The 18,909-nt window shown below is 66.5% G+C and carries 14 protein-coding genes; 5 read left to right on the top strand and 9 right to left on the bottom strand.

All coding sequences use genetic code 11. The annotated features are described in order from the left end of the window. The first annotated feature begins 3 nt into the window (after positions 1–3). On the top strand, positions 4–1,977 hold the full coding sequence (locus CUJ89_RS18885; RefSeq protein ID WP_114179028.1) for an FkbM family methyltransferase: 1,974 nt from the start codon (positions 4–6) through the stop codon (positions 1,975–1,977). A 53-nt stretch (positions 1,978–2,030) separates the two neighbouring features. Here the strand turns inward: CUJ89_RS18885 and CUJ89_RS18880 are convergent, their stop codons facing one another. From CUJ89_RS18880 to CUJ89_RS18835, 8 genes are all read right to left on the bottom strand, one after another. Next, positions 2,031–2,447, bottom strand: a complete 417-nt coding sequence (locus tag CUJ89_RS18880) for a hypothetical protein (protein ID WP_114179027.1) — start codon at positions 2,445–2,447, stop codon at positions 2,031–2,033. Between the two features lie 93 nt (positions 2,448–2,540). Further along, entirely contained in the window at positions 2,541–3,344 is an 804-nt protein-coding gene (locus tag CUJ89_RS18875; protein WP_114179026.1) for an EAL domain-containing protein, read from the bottom strand. Between the two features lie 756 nt (positions 3,345–4,100). Then, the gene (locus tag CUJ89_RS18865; protein ID WP_114179025.1) at positions 4,101–5,243 is read right to left on the bottom strand and encodes a DUF2827 domain-containing protein; all 1,143 of its coding nucleotides are present in this window, start codon (positions 5,241–5,243) and stop codon (positions 4,101–4,103) included. Positions 5,244–5,626: 383 nt separating this feature from the next. Then, positions 5,627–7,741: a phosphocholine-specific phospholipase C gene (locus CUJ89_RS18860; RefSeq protein WP_114179024.1), complete on the bottom strand. Its 2,115-nt coding sequence runs from the start codon at positions 7,739–7,741 to the stop codon at positions 5,627–5,629. Positions 7,742–8,331: 590 nt separating this feature from the next. Further along, positions 8,332–10,329 (bottom strand): acetyl/propionyl/methylcrotonyl-CoA carboxylase subunit alpha, encoded by a 1,998-nt coding sequence (locus CUJ89_RS18850; RefSeq protein WP_114179022.1) that lies wholly within the window; start codon positions 10,327–10,329, stop codon positions 8,332–8,334. Positions 10,330–10,368: 39 nt separating this feature from the next. Further along, positions 10,369–11,154 carry an enoyl-CoA hydratase/isomerase family protein gene (locus tag CUJ89_RS18845; protein WP_114179021.1) on the bottom strand — a complete coding sequence of 262 codons (786 nt, stop codon included), beginning with the start codon at positions 11,152–11,154 and terminating at the stop codon, positions 10,369–10,371. 19 nt (positions 11,155–11,173) lie between these two features. Beyond that, the gene (locus CUJ89_RS18840; protein ID WP_114179020.1) at positions 11,174–12,781 is read right to left on the bottom strand and encodes a carboxyl transferase domain-containing protein; all 1,608 of its coding nucleotides are present in this window, start codon (positions 12,779–12,781) and stop codon (positions 11,174–11,176) included. A gap of 31 nt (positions 12,782–12,812) precedes the next feature. Beyond that, positions 12,813–13,994: an isovaleryl-CoA dehydrogenase gene (locus CUJ89_RS18835; protein WP_114179019.1), complete on the bottom strand. Its 1,182-nt coding sequence runs from the start codon at positions 13,992–13,994 to the stop codon at positions 12,813–12,815. 170 nt (positions 13,995–14,164) lie between these two features. On the opposite strand from CUJ89_RS18835, the gene CUJ89_RS18830 reads away from it, so the two are divergent. Beyond that, entirely contained in the window at positions 14,165–14,911 is a 747-nt protein-coding gene (locus CUJ89_RS18830) for a TetR/AcrR family transcriptional regulator (protein WP_114179017.1), read from the top strand. A gap of 69 nt (positions 14,912–14,980) precedes the next feature. Here the strand turns inward: CUJ89_RS18830 and CUJ89_RS18825 are convergent, their stop codons facing one another. Then, positions 14,981–15,469 carry a MarR family winged helix-turn-helix transcriptional regulator gene (locus CUJ89_RS18825; RefSeq protein ID WP_114179015.1) on the bottom strand — a complete coding sequence of 163 codons (489 nt, stop codon included), beginning with the start codon at positions 15,467–15,469 and terminating at the stop codon, positions 14,981–14,983. A 199-nt stretch (positions 15,470–15,668) separates the two neighbouring features. Here CUJ89_RS18825 and CUJ89_RS18820 point away from each other — a divergent pair, with 199 nt between their 5' ends. From CUJ89_RS18820 to CUJ89_RS18810, 3 genes are read left to right on the top strand one after another with little or no spacing between them, the layout of a single operon-like run. Beyond that, positions 15,669–16,748, top strand: a complete 1,080-nt coding sequence (locus tag CUJ89_RS18820) for an aromatic ring-hydroxylating oxygenase subunit alpha (protein ID WP_114181444.1) — start codon at positions 15,669–15,671, stop codon at positions 16,746–16,748. Next, a complete protein-coding gene (locus tag CUJ89_RS18815) occupies positions 16,745–17,710 on the top strand; it encodes a PDR/VanB family oxidoreductase (protein WP_114179012.1) in 966 nt (321 codons plus the stop codon). The genes CUJ89_RS18820 and CUJ89_RS18815 overlap by 4 nt, the downstream gene beginning before the upstream one ends. 46 nt (positions 17,711–17,756) lie before the next feature. Next, a complete protein-coding gene (locus tag CUJ89_RS18810) occupies positions 17,757–18,818 on the top strand; it encodes an aromatic ring-hydroxylating dioxygenase subunit alpha (protein ID WP_114179010.1) in 1,062 nt (353 codons plus the stop codon). Positions 18,819–18,909: the final 91 nt, after the last annotated feature.

Here is an 18,909-nt window from a genome sequence, read left to right as displayed (position 1 = left end):
CCCATGAACCAGACAGTCCGCAATTTCGTCGTGATCGATTCGATCCACGGCCCGTTCGTCATCAACCGGCACTGCGCACTCCAGGCCGAGGCGCTGATCAAGACCGGCCGACCGCATATCCAGGGCGAGCTCGATACGATCCTGCAGGTGATCGACCAGTTGCCCGACGGCGCGATCGCGGTGGACGGCGGCGCGAATGCGGGGCTCGTGTGCGTACCCATCGCGCACCGGCTGCGCGCGCGCGGCGGCCGCGTATACGCGTTCGAGCCGCAGCGCACGCTGTTTCATGCGCTCGGCGGCACCGTCGTGCTCAACGAACTCGACAACCTTCATCTGCTGAACATGGGGCTCGCGAGCTGCAACGGCACGATGAAGGTGCCCGACGTCGACTACGGACAGGACGCCGATTTCGGCACGGTGTCGCTCGTCGACGGTCAATCGTCGGGCGGCACGCCAACGCCGGTCGTCAGGCTCGATTCGCTCGGCCTGCCGCGGCTCGACTTCCTGAAGCTCGACATCGAAGGGATGGAGATCGACGCGCTGCGCGGCGCGCGCCAGCTGATCGAAACGCATCTGCCGTGGTGCTGGATCGAATACTGGAAGGTCGGCGAAGCGCCGATCATCGATACGTTCACCGGCCTCGACTACACGTTCTACCGGATCGACGGATTGAACATGCTTTGCGTGCCGAACCCGCACTGGGACCGGCAACGGCTGTTCATCTCGGGCGAGCCGCTCGCCGTCGCATCGGCGGCCGAAAACGGCGCGGATCGCGCGGCAGCCGCCCACGGCGACGCCGATTCGCCCGAAACGAACTGGAACCGCGCACTCGACCACGAGTCGCGCTGCGAGTGGGGGCACGCGATCGACCGCTGGCAACGCGCGCGCGGCCGCGGGCTCGACGACGATGCGATCGCGCTGCAGCTGGCGTCGTGCTACGGCTTCGCCGGCGCGCCCGAGGCCGGGCTTGCGGCGCTCGACCACTTCGGCGATCCGGCCGCACTGCCCGACGCGACGCGCGGGCGCATCGAACTGGCGCACTCGGCACTGCTACTGCGCGCCGGCCGACGCGACGAGGCCGCGCGCGCCACCGTCGCCAGCGAAAACGTATTGACGGCCGCGCAGTTCGGGCTGCCGACGGAGCAGCTCTACCAGGGCCAGCCGCTGCAAGGCAAGCGGCTGCTCGTGCTCAGCTACGGCGGCATCGGCGACCAGCTCCAGTACGCGCGCTACCTGCATGCGCTGGACGCGCTCGGCTGCGCGGGCGTGACCGTTGTCGTTCCCGACGCGCTGACGGGCCTGCTGCACCATACGTTCCCGCGCATCGACTTCGTCGGCGCGCACGGCGCGTGGGCCGACGCGTCGCAGATCGCGCACGACTACTGGTGTTCGTTCCTGATGCTCGCCGCGCAGTTCGGCTACGCACCGGCGCCGGAAGGCGCGCCGGCCGCGTACCTGTCGTGCCCGACCGCGCATGCGGCCGCGTGGCGCGAGCGCGTGTCGCGCGACGGCCACGCGGCCGGGACGCGCCGCATCGGGCTCAACTGGCGCGGGCGCGACGAAAGCGACGCGCGTTTCCATCGCGCGGCCAGCCTGCGCGACCTCGCGCCGCTTGCGCGGATACATGGCCACGCCGCGTACTGCATCAACCGCGACCTGTCCGCGCAGTCCGAGCAATCGGACCTGCCGGTGACGTTCCCGCATCACGCGATCGGCGATTTCAGCGATCTGGCGGCGCTGATGCTCGCGATGGACGCCGTGGTGACCACCTGCACCGCGCACATTCACGTCGCCGGCGCGCTCGGTGTGCCGGCCGTGCTGTTGCTCAGCCCGAAGGCCGACGCGCGCTGGGAGACCGGCCCGCGCACCGCGCTCTATCCAGGCATCCGGATCGTGCGCGCCGCGCATGTCGGGCAATGGGACGACGCGATCGACCGCGCGATGGCGTTCGTGCTCGGCGGTTTCGGGAAGGATTGAACGATGTGTCACGCGTGCGGACCGCTGCGCCCGGACGATGTCGACGCCGTGCGCTACACCAGCACCCGATCGCCGCTCTGCGCGGCGAACGCGCGGCCATGCCGCCGCCCCATGCATGCGAGCACGACGAAGCAACGGGCCGCCGGCCGGCTTGCGCTGGCGGATTGCTTGACCAGGCTGTCGGATACGCCGCGCGCGATCGCCGAATCGTCGCCGCACGCGCCCGCGATGACGCCCGCGTAATAGTGCCGCGCCGCAAGCTCGCGGCCGTTGGCGTCGAGCGGCTTCATCCGCTGAATGCGACGCGCGACGGCCGTCAGGCCGTCGAGATACGGCGTGACGTCGATCGGCACATCGGTCGATTCGGCGCTCAGTTGCCACAGCATGTCGGCCAGCTCGGCGATCGCGACCAGGTCGCGCGCATCTGTCACCTGCGTGCCCGTTCCGCCTCCGGCCTTCGTCCCCGCCATGCCCACGCCCCTTTGCGATTTGTCCCGGCCCCGCGCCGGCCCCGCCCGATACCGGCGTGCATCACGCACGCCGCCCCGCCTGTTCCCGCGCCGTCACGCGGCGGCCGGCGACCGCCATGAAAAGCGGATGCCCTGCGCCCAGGCGACGCCGGCATCCACGATGATCTGCCGGTCGATCTCGTTCTCCACGCCTTCGACGACGACGTGCCGCGCGCCTTCATGCGCGAACGCGATCAGCCTGCGGAACTGGTAGCGCCCGATCGCGTTGCGCTTGATCATCGACAGGATCGACCGGTCGAGCTTCACGATATCGGGATTGCCGACCACCAGATTGTTCAATGCGCTGAAGCCGACACCGAAATCGTCGATCGCGATGCGGCATCCTGCCTGCCGAAAGCGGTTCACGAACGACCGGCCCGCGACGGGATTCAGCGGCCCCGTCTCCGTGATCTCGATCACCAGCCGCGCCGCAACCGACGGCTCGCGCTCGAGCCGCCTGAAAATGGCCAGCCACGCGTCGTCGACGATCGCGCTCGCCGCCGCGACGTTGCAACCGTAGACGGCACCCGGATCGGCGCGCAGCCCGTCGATCGTCCGGCCGACCACGAGCCGGTCGAACCAGCGCATCAATCCGAGCGACTCGAGGCGCGGCAGGAACGAGGCCGGCGGCAGCGCATCGCGCTCGCCCCACCGCAACCGCGCCAGGCATTCCTGGTAAAGCACCCCACCCGACAGGTCGGCCCGGCATACGGGTTCGTGCGCGAACCCGAGCCGGCTCTCCACGAAACTGCGCACCGACGCGAGGTCGGGATGATCGTCGGGCGCGCCGAACACGAGATCGATTTCGTCACGATTCGCTTCCCGATTCGCCTCCAGGCGAGCTTCGACCGCATTCATCCGGCGCTCCGGCAAATGGCGAGCCGCCGATAACGGCTCGACCTCAAGAAACATGTGGAGCGAGCCGACTCCGACGCGCTCCGCCGCCTACCCGGCCCATCCTGTTATGTCGATTTTTTCCGGGAGCGTACTTTTCGCTTCGGCGCGCCGTCAAATTCGATATTTTCAACGCTATTCAGATACAGGAATACACCATGTGCGCGCCATGCCGACAGTGCGACAGGTTACACAACGCAAATTGCAGAATCCCAATCGGAACCGTTTATTTTTTCGTCTAAACAATTTTATCCGAATCGATTTTCCCGCGATATGCCGGTCTCGCAAATCGGAAAGCCGTCAATTGATCGGATAAATACTGCTCCGTGGGGCGCCACCCGCCTTCGATGCCCGGACTGACGTCCGCTGAAAACCTGCCGCCGCGCGCCATTCGATCATCGCAGCATTCAATTTTCATGTTTCAAACGATATTATTAAATTTAAAAACAGAATCAAACTGGCCTGAATCAATAATATCAAGTTAAATTATATGATGATTATAGATTGAAACATGTTTAACAATCTTTCTAACTAGTTAACCTCTAAAATGATTTTCGACGGACTTCCCTCGGAGCCGTCGAATTCGTGCCTTCAAAAACCGTCGAACCGATCGGGTTCGGCGGTTTCTTTTTTAACGGCATCAGTTCGTCAGACATTAGAGCGGGACAACCCCGATGGAACCCTGCGGCGCAACGGGTGCGCGCCGCGGAAAAACCGGCCTTATGCGGCCGTCGCGCCGACCAGGTTCGCGAGCAGCGCGTCGTATTCGGCGACGAGCGCGGGATTCGCCGACGTATAGCGGCCGAGGATCTCGCGCTGGCGCCGCGTGTACGCTTCCCAGTCGTCGTCGTGCGTATGCAGCGCGCGCAACAACGCGTCGGCGCCCTGCTGCACGTCGTTGTCCGGATAGTAGTAGCCGAGATCGGGCGCGAGGCTCGCGTTGTGCACGAGCGGATAGCCCTGCCAGCACACGTCGAAATAGAAGTAGTTGAGCGGGTTCGACCATTGGTGCGACACGACGATATCGGTCAGGTCGGCCAGGAACAGCGGCGTATCGAATCGCCCGACGAAGCTCGCCTTGCCCGCGCGCACGATGTCCAGGTAATTCATCAGCATCACGAACTCGGGGCTGTCGTGCGCGAGGCGATCGGCGTTCGTCACGTGCGCGAAGCTGATCGCCTCGGGATCGCGGCGATACGCTTCGTCGATGATCAGCATCGGATACACGCAGAACTTCACGACGTTGTGGTTCGGCTCCATCACCGTCAGCCGCTTGCCGGGCTCGCTGCGCGGCCGGTATTCGCCTTGCCCGGGCAGCGACTGCGCACGCGCGCTCAGGAACATCGGATCCCACACGAACGGCACGACGCGCCCCGGGCAGCGGCGCAGCGACTGCAGGAACGGCAGCGACGACGGCGCGATCTGCGGAATCGCCCACACCTCGTCGTAGCCGCGGTTGATGAACAGAGAATCCCACAGCCGGCGGCCGAACAGCATCGCCTCCATCGCGTTGATGTACTCGACGCCGCAGCAGTAGCTGACGAGCTTCGCGCCGCGCGCTTTCAGGTAGGCCGTCTGCTCGCCGTCGATCTGCCCGCCGAGCTCGATCACCACGTCGAGCGAATCCTTCATGTCGGCGAACGCGCGCGTGTCGTACACGCCGCGATCCCACGGCAACGCGTCGGTGAGCGGCACATCGGTCGTATTGACCAGCGTCACGCGGTAGCCATGCGGCGACGCCATCAGCAGCTTCGCGAGAAACAGCGCGTTCTGCTTGATGCCGTTGATCCACAGGCTTTCGTCGGGGGCACGCAGTCCGATCGTGATACCGATGCGCAGGCCGTTCAGGACAGGAGACGTCATCGTCGGCGGGATGGAAGGTTGGATGGGAGTGGAATGGTCGCAGTGTAGCGCGCGACGCGCCGCCCGCGTCAAGCGGCGGCGTACGCCGGCGTGCAACCCGGCATTCTAGCGGAGCGCTGGCTGGCACACTGTCATGGATGGTCAGCACCCGGCTTGCAGCGCTTTCCAATGGAACAGGAGCCCGGGCGGGGGGCTGCGCTGACTCTTGTGTAGTGCCGATGGCGCGTTTCCAATGGAAATGAGCCTGTTGTTGGCCCGACACGCGCGCGCTGATGATGGCGCACGTCGACGGGCTGCTGCCCTGAAGCCCCTGATTCGGAATCGAAACCGCGAATACCTGCGCCGGCCGGATTAAAACAGCCGGCGCATCCCGGTAGCTGCCGTCAGATCGCTGTCGTGGTCGGCGCCACGGCGGCGGGGTCGGTCATGCTGGCCTTGCCGGTTTCGACATGCCCCGCGATGCGGCGCGTCCAGCCCGCATTCCCCGCGACCGCGAACTGCAAGTCGTACCAGTGGCTGCTGCACGACAGATCCCAGTGCGCTTCGACGCGCTGCCCCGCCGGAATCGTCAGCGTGCGCGCCGGCCCGCCATACGCGACATCGGTCGCGGTGACCGTGAGCGCGCTACTGCCCGCATTGGCGAGCGTCACGTAGACGTCGCCGTTGGCGACGTCGTAGCACGCGGTGATTTCAGGCTTCGCGCCGGCGTCCGCGGCGGCTGATCCCGCGAAGCGCCGGAAATACCCATTCGGGCCCCAGACGCTCAGCAGGTAGTTGCCGTTCGCATCGAGCGCCCACGTATCGGTCAGCTGCTTGCCCGCTTCAACCGTGTAGCGGCGCGGCATCGCGGTGGGATCGCCCGTATAGACCCAGAAGTGCGCGCCTTGCGTGCCGGTATTCGCGAACGTCAACGCGTAGCCTTGCGCCTGGAGCTGGCCGGTGACGTGCAATTCGTACGGCAGCGCACGCGCCGGCCGCGTGCCGGGCTCCTGCGCCGTCACGACCTGCTGCGCGGTGCTGGCCGGCGCGGTTTGCGACGACGCGCGCGAGCATTGCAGGTCCGCTTGCGCGACATACGCCTGCGTGCTCGGCAAGGTCGGCAACGTGGCGTCCGATTTCGAGAAGTCGAGCGCCGACGTCAGGTCGCCGCAGATCGCGCGGCGCCACGGCGAGATGTTCGTTTCCATCACGCCGAAACGCTTCTCGATGAATTGCAGCACCGATGTGTGATCGAAGACCTGCGAGCAGACGAAGCCGCCCTTCGACCACGGCGAGACGACGAACATCGGCACGCGCGGGCCGAGACCGTACGGCAGGTTGTCCGCCGTATACGTGCCGGTCTGCGTCGCGGTCACGACGTTGTGCCGCTCGAGCGACACGTCCACGGTACTCATGCCGGATCCCGGCAGCGTCGGCGCCTGCGGCGGCACGACATGGTCGAAGAAGCCGTCGTTCTCGTCGTACATGATGAGCAGGACGGTCTTGCTCCACACCTCCGGATTGGACGTCAGCGCATCGAGGATGGTCGACAGGTAGTAGGCGCCGTAAAGCGGCGTGAACTTCGGATGTTCCGAATACGCGGCGGGCGGCAGCAGCCACGATACCTGCGGCAGCGCGTTCGCCTGCACGTCGGCTTTCAGTTGCGTGATCGGGCGCGTGCTCATCCCGCGTGTCTGCAGCGACGAACCGGCCGGCGCATTCACGAAGTTGTTGAAGCACGCCAGCATGTTCGTGCCGTAGTTGCCGGTGAAGTTGTCGAACCCGGTGCCCTGCTGGTAGACCTGCCACGAGATGCCGGCCTGCTCGAGCCGCTCCGGGTAGGTCTTCCAGCTGAAGGGCGGCAACTGGATCTTGTCGAACTGGTTGTCGATGTAGTCGGTATTGTCGAGCAGCGGGCCGCCGCCCGTGCCGAGCGGATCGACCATGCCCGTCATCAGGTACATGCGGTTCGGATGCGTGTTGCCCGGAATCGAGCAGAAGTAGTTGTCGCACACGGTGAACGCGTCCGCGAGCGCGTACTGGAACGGGATGTCGTCGCGGACGTGATAGCCCATCGTCATGTTGGTCTTCTGCACCGCCCATTGGTCCGCGCGGCCGTTGTCGATTGCGCCGTGCGTCGTCGCCCACGTATGCGGCAGGCCACCGATGCACTGCGCGTTGACGCCCGGATTGGTCGTGTCGTAGCGGAACGGCGCGATCACGCTCGTCTTGTCCTCCTGCCGCGGCTGGAACCAGACCGGCTTGCCATTCGGCAGCGTGATCGGGAAACGGTCGTTGTAGCCGCGCACGCCGCTCAGGTGACCGAGGTAGTGGTCGAACGAGCGGTTCTCCTGCATGAACACGACGATGTGCTGGACATCCTGGATCGTGCCCGTCACGGTATTCGGCTCGATCGCCAGCGCCTTGCGGATCGATTCGGGAAGCAGTGCGGTGGCGGCGGTCGCGCCGGCCAGGCCGGCGGAGAACTTCAGAAAATCGCGTCGCGAATGGGTGGCCATACTGGTTGCTCTTGATTGGATTTCTGGTGGGAACGGCCGGTATCAGGAAGCGGGCGAGGATGCGGGCGCGGTGAAACCCGGCGGGCAGCGCATCTGCGCCGTGGCGACGGCGGCGCCGCCGCATGCAGCCTTCTGCTGCGGGACGGGCGCGGGGTCAGCAGTCAGGTCGTCGCCGCATGCGCTGAGGAGTGCGATCAGCGTGAGCAGGCCAACGACCGCGAAAGGCCGTAGGGCCGACGTTCGCATAACGGTTCTCCGTGGATGTGATGACGTGGCACGGACACGAACCCGCGTCGGCCATATCGACGCCGAGATGCTAAGTTGGACTTGTTACACGATGGTGTCGCGTGAGGATGGAGGTCGACGTGCACGCGGGCGGAGACACGCGTTGATGCAGCGGGGGCGGCGGGATGGGTGTGGTGCCGCGGGTCATGAGCGCCAGCGGATGCGTAATGCAATCGAAAGATTTGCACTACTTCGGCTTGTCGATACGATCGAAGCGGTTCTGTCGCAGTAGCGGGCGGGCGGTGAATCGCGCAGCGGTTTCCATGGGCCGGCAGCCGCCGGCCCATGCACAGCGAAAGCCCCGATCAGCCTTCCGCCATCATCAGCAGCTGCGCGCCATCCGCGACCTGGTCGCCGACGCCGTACAGCACTTCCGCGACGACGCCCGCGCTCGGCGCGCCGATCGTGTGCTCCATCTTCATCGCTTCCATCACGATCAGCGGCGTACCGGCTTCGACTTTCTGGCCGGGCTCGACCAGCACTGCGATCACCTTGCCGGGCATCGGCGCGGTCAGGCGGCCGCCGCCCTGCTCGGCGTCGCCCGCATGCGCGATCAGGTTGCGCCATTCGAACGTCTCGGCCGCGCCCTGCGTGAATACATGGAACGTATCGCCGTCCGCATACACGCGGCCGCTGCTGCGCACGCCGTCGAGCGTCACGTCGAAATCGAGCGGCGTTGCGCCGCGCGTCCACGAGAACGGCTGCGCGGCTGCGTCGCCGGTCGCGATGCGCGCACCGGCGCCGTCGTCCTCGTACGCGACCGTCACGTCCGCTTCGCGATCAATCGCATGCCATTCGAGCGTGCGGCGATAGCCGCCGTTCAGCCGCCAGTCCGGCAGCGCGCCCCACGGCGATGCGCGGTGCGCGGCCGCCCCGCGTTCGCGCGCGAGGAGCGCCGCGCACGCGAGCGCGAGCGTCGCGCGCGGCGGCTGTTGCGGCGCGAACAGCGCGTCGTGGTTGCGCTCGATCAGGCCCGTGTCGAGGTCGGCCGTCGCGAACGGTTCGCACGCAACGATCCGCTGCAGGAATGCGGCATTCGTATGCAGGCCGACCACCTCGCACGCGCGCAACGCACGCAGCATCAGGCCCAGCGCTTCCGCGCGGTCTGCGCCATGGACGATCAGCTTCGCGATCATCGGATCGTAGAACGGCGTGATCGCGTCGCCTTCGCGCACGCCGCTGTCGACGCGCACCGATGCGCCGATGTCGAACTCGACGCCTTCCGGCAACCGCAGGTGCTTCAGCGTGCCCGTCGACGGCAGGAAGCCGCGCGCGGGGTTCTCCGCGTAGAGGCGCGCCTCGAGCGCGTGGCCCTGCACGCGCAGTGCGTCCTGCTTCAACGGCAGCGGCCCGCCGGACGCGACGCGTAATTGCCATTCGACGAGATCGAGCCCCGTGACCATCTCGGTGACCGGATGCTCGACCTGCAGGCGCGTGTTCATTTCCATGAAGTAGAACGCGTCGCCCGTCATGATGAATTCGACGGTGCCCGCGCCGACATAACCGACCGCGCGCGCGGCCGCGACGGCCGCCTCGCCCATCGCGCGACGCACGTCGTCGGCCAGGCCCGGCGCCGGCGCTTCCTCGAGCACCTTCTGGTGACGGCGCTGCACCGAGCAGTCGCGGTCGAACAGGTAGACGGTATTGCCGTGCGTGTCGCCGAACACCTGCACCTCGACGTGGCGCGGGCGCGTCAGGTATTTCTCGATCAGCACGCGGTCGTTGCCGAAGCTGCTCGCGGCTTCGCGCTGGCACGACGCGAGCGCCGCCGGGAAATCGTCGGAGCGCTCGACCACGCGCATCCCCTTGCCGCCGCCGCCCGCGCTCGCCTTCAGCAGCACCGGATAGCCGATCGCGTCGGCTTCGCGATGCAGGTTAGCCGCGTCCTGGTCGTCGCCGTGATAGCCGGGCACGAGCGGCACGGCGGCCGCATGCATCAGCGCCTTCGCGGCGGCCTTCGAACCCATCGCGGCGATCGCGTCGACCGGCGGCCCGATGAACACGATGCCGGCCTGCTCGCACGCATGCGCGAAATCCTCGTTCTCCGACAGGAAGCCGTAGCCCGGGTGGATCGCCTGCGCGCCGGTTGCGCGCGCGGCTTCGATGATGCGCTCAAGGCGCAGATAGCTGTCCGCGGCTGCCGAGCCGCCGATGTGCACGGCTTCGTCGCATGCGGCCACGTGTTTCGCGTTCGCGTCAGCGTCGGAATAGACGGCGACGCTCGCGATCCCGAGACGTTTGCACGTCGCGGCGACGCGGCACGCGATTTCGCCGCGGTTGGCGATCAGAATCTTGTCGAACATGGCTTCGGTGTCGTCCGGAAAGGGTGGGTCACGACGGCGTCATTCACGCCACGACGGCGTGCGCTTTTCGAGGAAGGACGCGATCCCTTCGCGCGCTTCCGCGCCTGCGCGAGTCCGCGCGATCCAGTCGGCGGTCTGCTCGATCAGCGTCGCGTCGAGCGCACGGCCGGCCACATCGGCGACCAGCTGCTTGCATGCATGCACCGCGTCGGGGCCGTTCGCGACGAGCGTCGCGGCCAGCTTCGCGACCGTTTCGTCGAGCACATCGGCCGGCACCGCGTCGTGAATGAAGCCGAGCGACGCCGCGCGCGCGCTGTCGAACACCTCGGCCGTCGTGAAGTAGCGGCGCGCCGCGCGCTCGCCCATCGCGCGCACGACGTACGGCGCGATCGTCGCGGGGATCAGCCCGAGCCGCGCTTCCGACAGGCAGAACTTCACGCCGTCGGCGGCGATCGCGATATCGGCCGCCGCGACGAGACCCACGCCGCCCGCATACGCGTCGCCATGCACGCGCGCGATCACCGGCTTGCCGCAGCGATGGATCGCCTCGAGCATCCGCGCGAGCTTGCGCGCATCGGCGCGGTTCTCGTCGTCCGAGTAACCGGCCATCTTCTTCATCCAGTTCAGGTCCGCGCCCGCGCAGAACGCGGTGCCTTCCGCCGCGAGCACGACCGCGCGCACGCCGGCGTGCGCGTCGAGCCATTCGAACACCGTGGTCAGCTCGGCGATCGTCGTCTCGTTGAATGCGTTGCGCACGTCGGGACGCGCGAGCGTGACGGTCGCCACGCGGCCGGCTTCGCTTACCTTGATGGTTTCGTATCGCATCGTTCAGCCCTCCCGGCCGTTACATGCGGAACACGCCGAAGCGCGTGTCGTCGATCGGCGCGTTCATCGATGCAGCGAGGCCGAGCCCGAGCACGTCGCGCGTCTGCGCGGGATCGATCACGCCGTCGTCCCACAGCCGCGCGCTCGCGTAATACGGATGGCCCTGGCGCTCGTACTGGTCGCGGATCGGCTGCTTGAACGCTTCCTCCTCGTCGGACGACCACGCGCCGCCCTTCGCCTCGATGCCGTCGCGACGCACCGTCGCGAGCACCGACGCGGCCTGCTCGCCGCCCATCACCGAGATCCGCGCGTTCGGCCACATCCACAGGAAACGCGGCCCGAATGCGCGGCCGCACATCCCGTAGTTGCCGGCGCCGAACGAGCCGCCGATGATCACCGTGAACTTCGGCACCTTCGCGTTCGACACGGCCGTCACCATCTTCGCGCCGTGCCGCGCGATGCCTTCGTTCTCGTACTTGCGGCCAACCATGAAACCCGTGATGTTCTGCAGGAACACGAGCGGGATCTTGCGCTGGCAGCACAGCTCGATGAAATGCGCGCCCTTCACGGCCGATTCGGAGAACAGGATGCCGTTGTTCGCGACGATCCCGACCGGGTGGCCCCAGATGTGCGCGAAACCCGTGACGAGCGTCGTGCCGAAGCGCGCCTTGAATTCGTCGAACTCGGAATCGTCGACGATGCGCGCGATCACCTCGCGCACGTCGAACGGCTTGCGCGTATCGACGGGAATCACGCCGTACAGGCTCTTCGCGTCGTAGCGCGGCAGCTTCGGCTCGCGCAGCGCCACCGGCGACGCGATCTTCGGTGCGAGATGATCGACGATGTTGCGCGCGATCGACAGCGCATGCGCGTCGTTCTGCGCAAGATGGTCGGCCACGCCCGACAAGCGCGTGTGCACGTCGCCGCCGCCGAGATCCTCGGCGCTCACTTCCTCGCCGGTCGCGGCCTTCACGAGCGGCGGCCCGCCGAGGAAAATCGTGCCCTGGTCCTTCACGATGATCGACTCGTCGCTCATCGCGGGCACGTACGCGCCGCCCGCCGTGCACGAGCCCATCACGACGGCGATCTGCGCGATCCCCGCCGCCGACATCGTCGCCTGGTTGAAGAAGATGCGGCCGAAGTGGTCGCGATCGGGAAACACATCGTCCTGGTTCGGCAGGTTCGCGCCGCCCGAATCGACGAGGTACACGCACGGCAGCCGGTTTTCCGCGGCGATCTCCTGCGCGCGCACGTGCTTCTTCACCGTGACCGGGTAGTAGGTGCCGCCCTTGACCGTCGCGTCGTTGCACACGATCACGCATTCACGGCCGGCGATCCGGCCGATCCCGGTGATGACGCCCGCGCCCGGCGCGTCGTCGTTGTACATGCCGTTCGCCGCGAGCTGCGACAGCTCGAGGAACGGCGCGCCCGGATCGAGCAGTTGCGCGATGCGGTCGCGCGGCAGCAGCTTGCCGCGCGACAGGTGCTTGTCGCGCGCGGCCTGGCCACCGCCTTGCGCGAGTTGTTCGATCTTCGCGCGCAGGTCGGCGACGACCGCCTCGAGCGCCGCGGCGTTCGTGCGGAATTCTTCCGAGCGAGGATTGAGTTTTGATTCGATGATCGGCATCGACGGGGCTCCGTTCGCGTGACGTGGGGCGTTACATCGTTTCCGCGAACAACTCGCGGCCGATCAGCATCCGGCGGATCTCGCTCGTGCCGGCGCCGATCTCGTACAGCTTCGCATCGCGCCACAGACGGCCGACCGGATATTCGTTGATGTAGCCGTTGCCGCCGAGGATCTGGATCGCCTCGCCGGCCATCCACGTCGCCTTCTCGGCCGTATAGAGGATCACGCCCGCGCAGTCCTTGCGCACCTGGCGGATGTGATCGCTGCCGGCCGAGTCGAGATGGCGGCCGACCGCGTACAGGTACGCGCGGCACGCCTGGAACGTGGTGTACATGTCGGCCACCTTGCCCTGGATCAGCTGGAATTCGCCGATCGACTGGCCGAACTGCTTGCGGTCGTGGATATACGGCACGACCGCGTCGAGGCACGCGGCCATGATGCCTGTCGGGCCGCCCGACAGCACCGCGCGCTCGTAGTCGAGACCGCTCATCAGCACCTTCACGCCGCCGTTGAGCTGGCCGAGGATGTTCTCTTCCGGCACCTCGACGTCCTGGAACACCAGCTCGCCCGTGTGCGAGCCGCGCATGCCGAGCTTGTCGAGCTTCTGCGCGACCGAGAAACCCTTCATCCCCTTCTCGACGATGAACGCGGTGATGCCGCGCGAATTGGCTTCGACGTCCGTCTTCGCATAGACGACGAGCGTGTCGCAATCGGGGCCGTTGGTGATCCACATCTTCGTGCCGTTCAGCACGTAGCGATCGCCGCGCTTGTCGGCGCGCAGCTTCATGCTGACGACGTCGGAACCGGCGTTCGGCTCGCTCATCGCGAGCGCGCCGATGTGTTCGCCCGACACCAACTTCGGCAGGTATTTCTGCTTCTGCGCCGCGGTGCCGTTGCGATGGATCTGGTTCACGCACAGGTTCGAGTGCGCGCCGTACGACAGGCCGATCGACGCCGATGCGCGCGAGATCTCCTCCATCGCGACCATGTGCGCGGTGTAGCCCATGTTCGCGCCGCCGTATTCCTCGGCCACCGTCATGCCGAGCACGCCGAGATCGCCGAACTTCTTCCACAGATCCATCGGAAACTGGTCGGTGCGGTCGACCTCCGCCGCGCGCGGCGTGATTTCCTTCGCCGCGAACGTCGCGACGGCGTCGCGCAGCATCTCGATGTCTTCACCAAGCATGAATTGCACGCCGGGCAGGTTGATCATGTCTCCTCCGTCTCCAGAAAGTGTGTCGCACTCACCGATTTCTGAGTTTCGCTCAAATCGAATGAATGCACCGATTCATTGACCTATACAGCGGAAATTTTGCACAGTTTCGCGCCTCGTCGGGTTCGGCGTCAATAGTTTTTTGAGTGACACTCAGATATGATGCAGACATGACAGCCGCTCCCGCCGACACCATGACCGCCACCGCCAAAGCCGACCGCGCCGACGCGCCGCGCGCGCCCGCCAGGCGCAAATCCCAGCAGCGCGTGCAGGACATCCTGCGCGCCGGCCGGGAAGTGTTTGCCGAAAAGGGTTACGAGCATGCGACGGCCGCCGAGATCGCGCAGCGCGTGGGCGTGTCGGAGGCGACGGTGTTCAGCTACTTCCGCGGCAAGCGTGAGCTGTGCGCGCGCGTCATCGCGGATTGGTACGACGAAATCATCGGCACATTCGAGCAGGGAATGCCGCAGGATGCGTCGGTGCAGCAGCAGTTCGCATTCATCGTGCGCACCCACCTGCGGCTGATGCTCGTGAACGGCACGGGGCTGTGCGCGCTGGTGCTGTCGGAAGGCCGCGCGAAACAGCATGCGCTGAGCGACGAGCTCACCGCGCTGCAGCGCCGCTATACGGCGCCGCTGATGGACGTGCTCGCGCGCGGCCAGGCGGCCGGGCAGGTCCGCGCCGACCTGCCGCTGAGCCTGCTGCGCTCGATGGTGTTCGGGCCGATCGAGCACGTGCTGTGGGATGCGATCCTCGGGCACCGCAAGCTCGATACGGAAACGACGGCCACGCAGCTCGTCGACATGCTGTGGGCCGCCGTGCAGCCGCCCGCGCCGGAACAGGCGGCGCTCGTGCGCTTCAGGAACGAGGTGGCGGAAGCGGTGCGGCGGCTGGAAGGCGAAGGTTCGCGCGCGTGACGCAGGCGCGCGGCACCGCGCTCGTCGCGCGAGCCGACGCCGTCTCTTCCCCAGCGCCGGCAACGGTTGCTACGAGTCCTCGCCGACCCGCAGCGGTGCGCGGCTCTGCTCGTTGTTCAGATGGACGAACTTGCGCAGCAGGCGCATCAGTTCCTGCGAATCGTCCTCCCCCATGCCGTCGAACAGGCCGGCACGCAGCTCCTGCACCGACGGAATAAGGTGCGTGAGCAGCTCCACGCCCGCCGGCGTCAGCAACAGCCGACGCTGACGCCGCGGCAGCACTTCGCGGACGATCAATCCTTTCGCTTCGAGCCGGACGGCAAGATCCGCCGTCGTCGACGTGTCGAGCGCCACCCGCTGCGCCAGCGTCACCTGATCGAGCCCCGGGCACTCGTAAAGCATCCGCAGGACCGCGTACTGCACCGGCGTCACGTCCCGGCCCAGCTTCTCGTAAAACATCGCGACAGCGATCTGGTGCGCACGCCGGATCAGGTGGCCGGGCTCGTCGTACAGATCGAGCGGGAAAGTCGGCGCTTCGGCGGGATTCGTTTTTTCCATGAATGAGTCGATGACATAGGCGGCGCGCGCCGGTTGCGTGCGCCGACGGCATGGCGCGGCCTCGCGCCATTTCCCGGGAAAACCAGTATACCGCCCACCTTGCCCCGGCCAATCTCAATGAGTACACTGAATCTCATTCAGCACACTGAATGAAGACGTGCCGCGCACTGGCGGCACCGACCTGAAGGAGACGACGAACGTGTTTCTCAAGAATGCTTGGTACGTAGCCTGCACGCCCGATGAAATCGACGGCAAGCCGCTGGGCCGCAGGATTTGCAGCGAATCGATGGTGTTCTACCGCGCGGCGGACGGCAAGGTCGCCGCCCTCGAGGATTTCTGCCCGCACCGCGGCGCCCCGCTGTCGCTGGGCTTCGTGCGCGACGGCGTGCTCGTGTGCGGCTATCACGGGCTGGAGATGGGATGCAGCGGCAAGACGGCCGGCATGCCGGGCCAGCGCGTCGGTGGATTCCCGCCGATTCGCAGCTTTCCCGTGATCGAGCGATACGGGTTCGTCTGGGTGTGGCCGGGCGATGCGTCCGAAGCCGATCCCGGCAAGCTGCCGCTGCTGTCCTGGGCGGAAGATCCGGCATGGGCGCACGGCGGCGGCCTGTATCACATCCGCTGCGACTACCGGCTGATGATCGACAACCTGATGGACCTGACACACGAGACTTACGTGCATGCCACCAGCATCGGCCAGAAGGAAATCGACGAAGCGCCGCCGAAGACGACCAGCAACGGCGACGAAGTCGTCACGAGCCGCTTCATGGAGAACGTGCTCCCGCCGCCGTTCTGGCAGATGGCGCTGCGCGGCAACGGGCTCGCCGACGACGTGCCGGTCGACCGCTGGCAAATCTGCCGCTTCACGCCACCGAGCCACGTGATGATCGAAGTGGGCGTCGCCCATGCAGGCCACGGCGGCTACGATGCACCGGCCGACGTGAAGGCATCGTCGATCGTCGTCGACTTCATCACGCCCGAGACAGAGACCTCGATCTGGTACTTCTGGGGGATGGCGCGCAACTTCCGGCCCGACGATCACGCGCTGACCGCGGAGATCAGGGAAGGCCAGGGCAGGATCTTCGCCGAGGATCTCGAGATGCTCGAGCGCCAGCAGCTCAACCTCGAGAAGTGGCCGGATCGCCAACTGCTCAAGCTCAACATCGACGCCGGCGGCGTGCTGTCGCGCAAGGTGATCGACCGGCTGCTCGCCGAAGAACGTGCATCGAGCCCGCAGCGGCCCGTGATTCCGGTTGCGCACATGAAGGAGGGGGCATGAGCGCCGCGACGCTGACGGTCAGGGTGGCCCGCAAGTGGCACGAAGCACGCGACATCTGCGGATTCGAATTCGTCAACGATGACGGCTCGCCATTGCCGCGCTTCGACGCGGGCGCCCATATCGACGTCCATTTGCCGGGCGGGCTCGTGCGCCAGTACTCGCTCTGCAACCACCCCGAGCAGGACGATCGCTATCAGATCGCCGTGCTCAGGGATGCCGATGGCCGAGGCGGGTCCCGAACCATTCACGACGAATTACGGCAAGGCGATACCGTGCGGATCGGCATGCCGCGCAACCATTTCCCGCTCGCGCACGACGCGGCGCACCACCTGTTGCTCGCGGGCGGAATCGGCGTCACGCCGATTCTCTGCATGGCGGAACGGCTGTTCTCGTCCGGCGCAGCGTTCGACATGCATTACTGCGCGCGTTCAACGGACCGCATGGCTTTCGTCGAGCGGATCAACGCAGCCGGGTTCCATGACCGGGCCCGTTTCCATGTCGACGACGGAGACCCGGCACAACGATTCGATCTCGCGTCGGTGCTCGCCTCAGCCCCTGCCGGCACGCATCTGTACGTATGCGGCCCGCGCGGCTTCATGGATGCGGTGCTGAGCGAAGCACGCGCCCGCCATTGGGCCGACGAGCGGCTGCACTACGAGTTCTTCGGCGGCGCAGTCGAATCGGCGGCGGCCGATCGCGCGTTTCAGGTTCGGATCGCGAGCAGCGGCAAGGTGATCGACGTTCCGCCCGAATGCACCGTCGTCGCGGCGCTGGCGGCGGACGGCGTCGACGTGCTGACTTCGTGCGAGCAAGGCGTATGCGGCACGTGCCTGACGCGTGTGTTGCAAGGCGAGCCCGATCATCGCGATTCGTATCTGACGGAAGAGGAAAAATCGGCCGGCGACCAGTTCATGCCCTGCTGCTCGCGATCCAGAACCGACGTCCTGGTACTCGATCTGTAGACGGACCGCGCGACGCGCGGCGGCAAGACCCTATTGGAGACGATCAATGGAGCATCACGCCCGATCACCAATCAGTACAACTCAATTCCCGATCGACCGATGGTGGGTCGCCGCCCTTTCATCCGAATTGACGGACCAACCCGTCGCCCGAACCCTGCTCGGCCACCCGGTCGTCCTGTTCCGGTTGCCGTCGGGGGACGTCGGCGCGCTGGAAGATCGGTGTTGCCACAAGTCGCTGCCGCTGTCGTGCGGTTCGCTCGAACCGCGCGGCCTGCGCTGCGGCTATCACGGCTTGCTGTTCGACCGCGGCGGCGCCTGCGTGGAGATTCCCGGCCAGGACCGGATTCCGGCCAAGGCGTGCGTATCGTCGTATCCGGTGCAGGAGCAGGACGACATCGTGTGGATCTGGATCGGCGACGACGCGCGCGCCCAACCGACGTGCGCGCCGCCGCGCTATGCGTTCCATGCGGATCCGCAATACCGGTTCGGCGGCGGCAACTATCACTACGATGCGCCGTACCAGCTGATTCACGACAACCTGATGGACCTGAGCCATCTCGGCTATGTCCATCTGAAAACGATCGGCGGCAACGCGCCGCTGCACATGGGTGCGGAAACCCGCGTCAGCAGCGACGGCGACACGGTGACGCTGGTCCGCCGGATGCCCGATTCGGATCCGCCGCCGACCTACACGGCCGCGTGGCCATTCCCGGGCAAGGTCGATCGATGGCAGGAAATCGAATTCCATGTCTCGCATATCCGGATCTGGACCGGCGCGATGGAGGCCGGCACCGGCGACCTGCACGACCCTTCCCGCGGCGGCTTCCATATGCGCGGCTTCCACGGCATCACGCCCGAGACGGAAACCACGACGCATTACTTCTGGACCGTGGCGACCAATCCGAAACACGACATCGAACGCGTCGCGCGAACGGTCATCGAGCAATCCGCGGCGACGTTCGACGAGGACAAGAGCGTGATCGAAGCGCAATACCGGAATCAGCTGCGGTTTCCGGATAGCCGCCAGATCGACATTCATGTCGACGCGGGCCCCAATCGCGCGCGGCGCGTGATCGAGCGCCTTCTGCTGCAACCCGAACCCGCGTAAGCGCCGCGCCGGAGCGCGAACGACCGGAAAACGGTTGCCGGCAGCCGTTGGCACCTCCTCCGGGGGGCTCGTCGACACACGCAATCGCGCT

Origin of the sequence: Burkholderia pyrrocinia, from assembly GCF_003330765.1 — a bacterium.
Lineage (GTDB): Bacteria > Pseudomonadota > Gammaproteobacteria > Burkholderiales > Burkholderiaceae > Burkholderia > Burkholderia pyrrocinia_B.
Note: the sequence above shows the minus strand (reverse complement) of the source record. Positions and strands in the feature narration are given on the sequence as shown.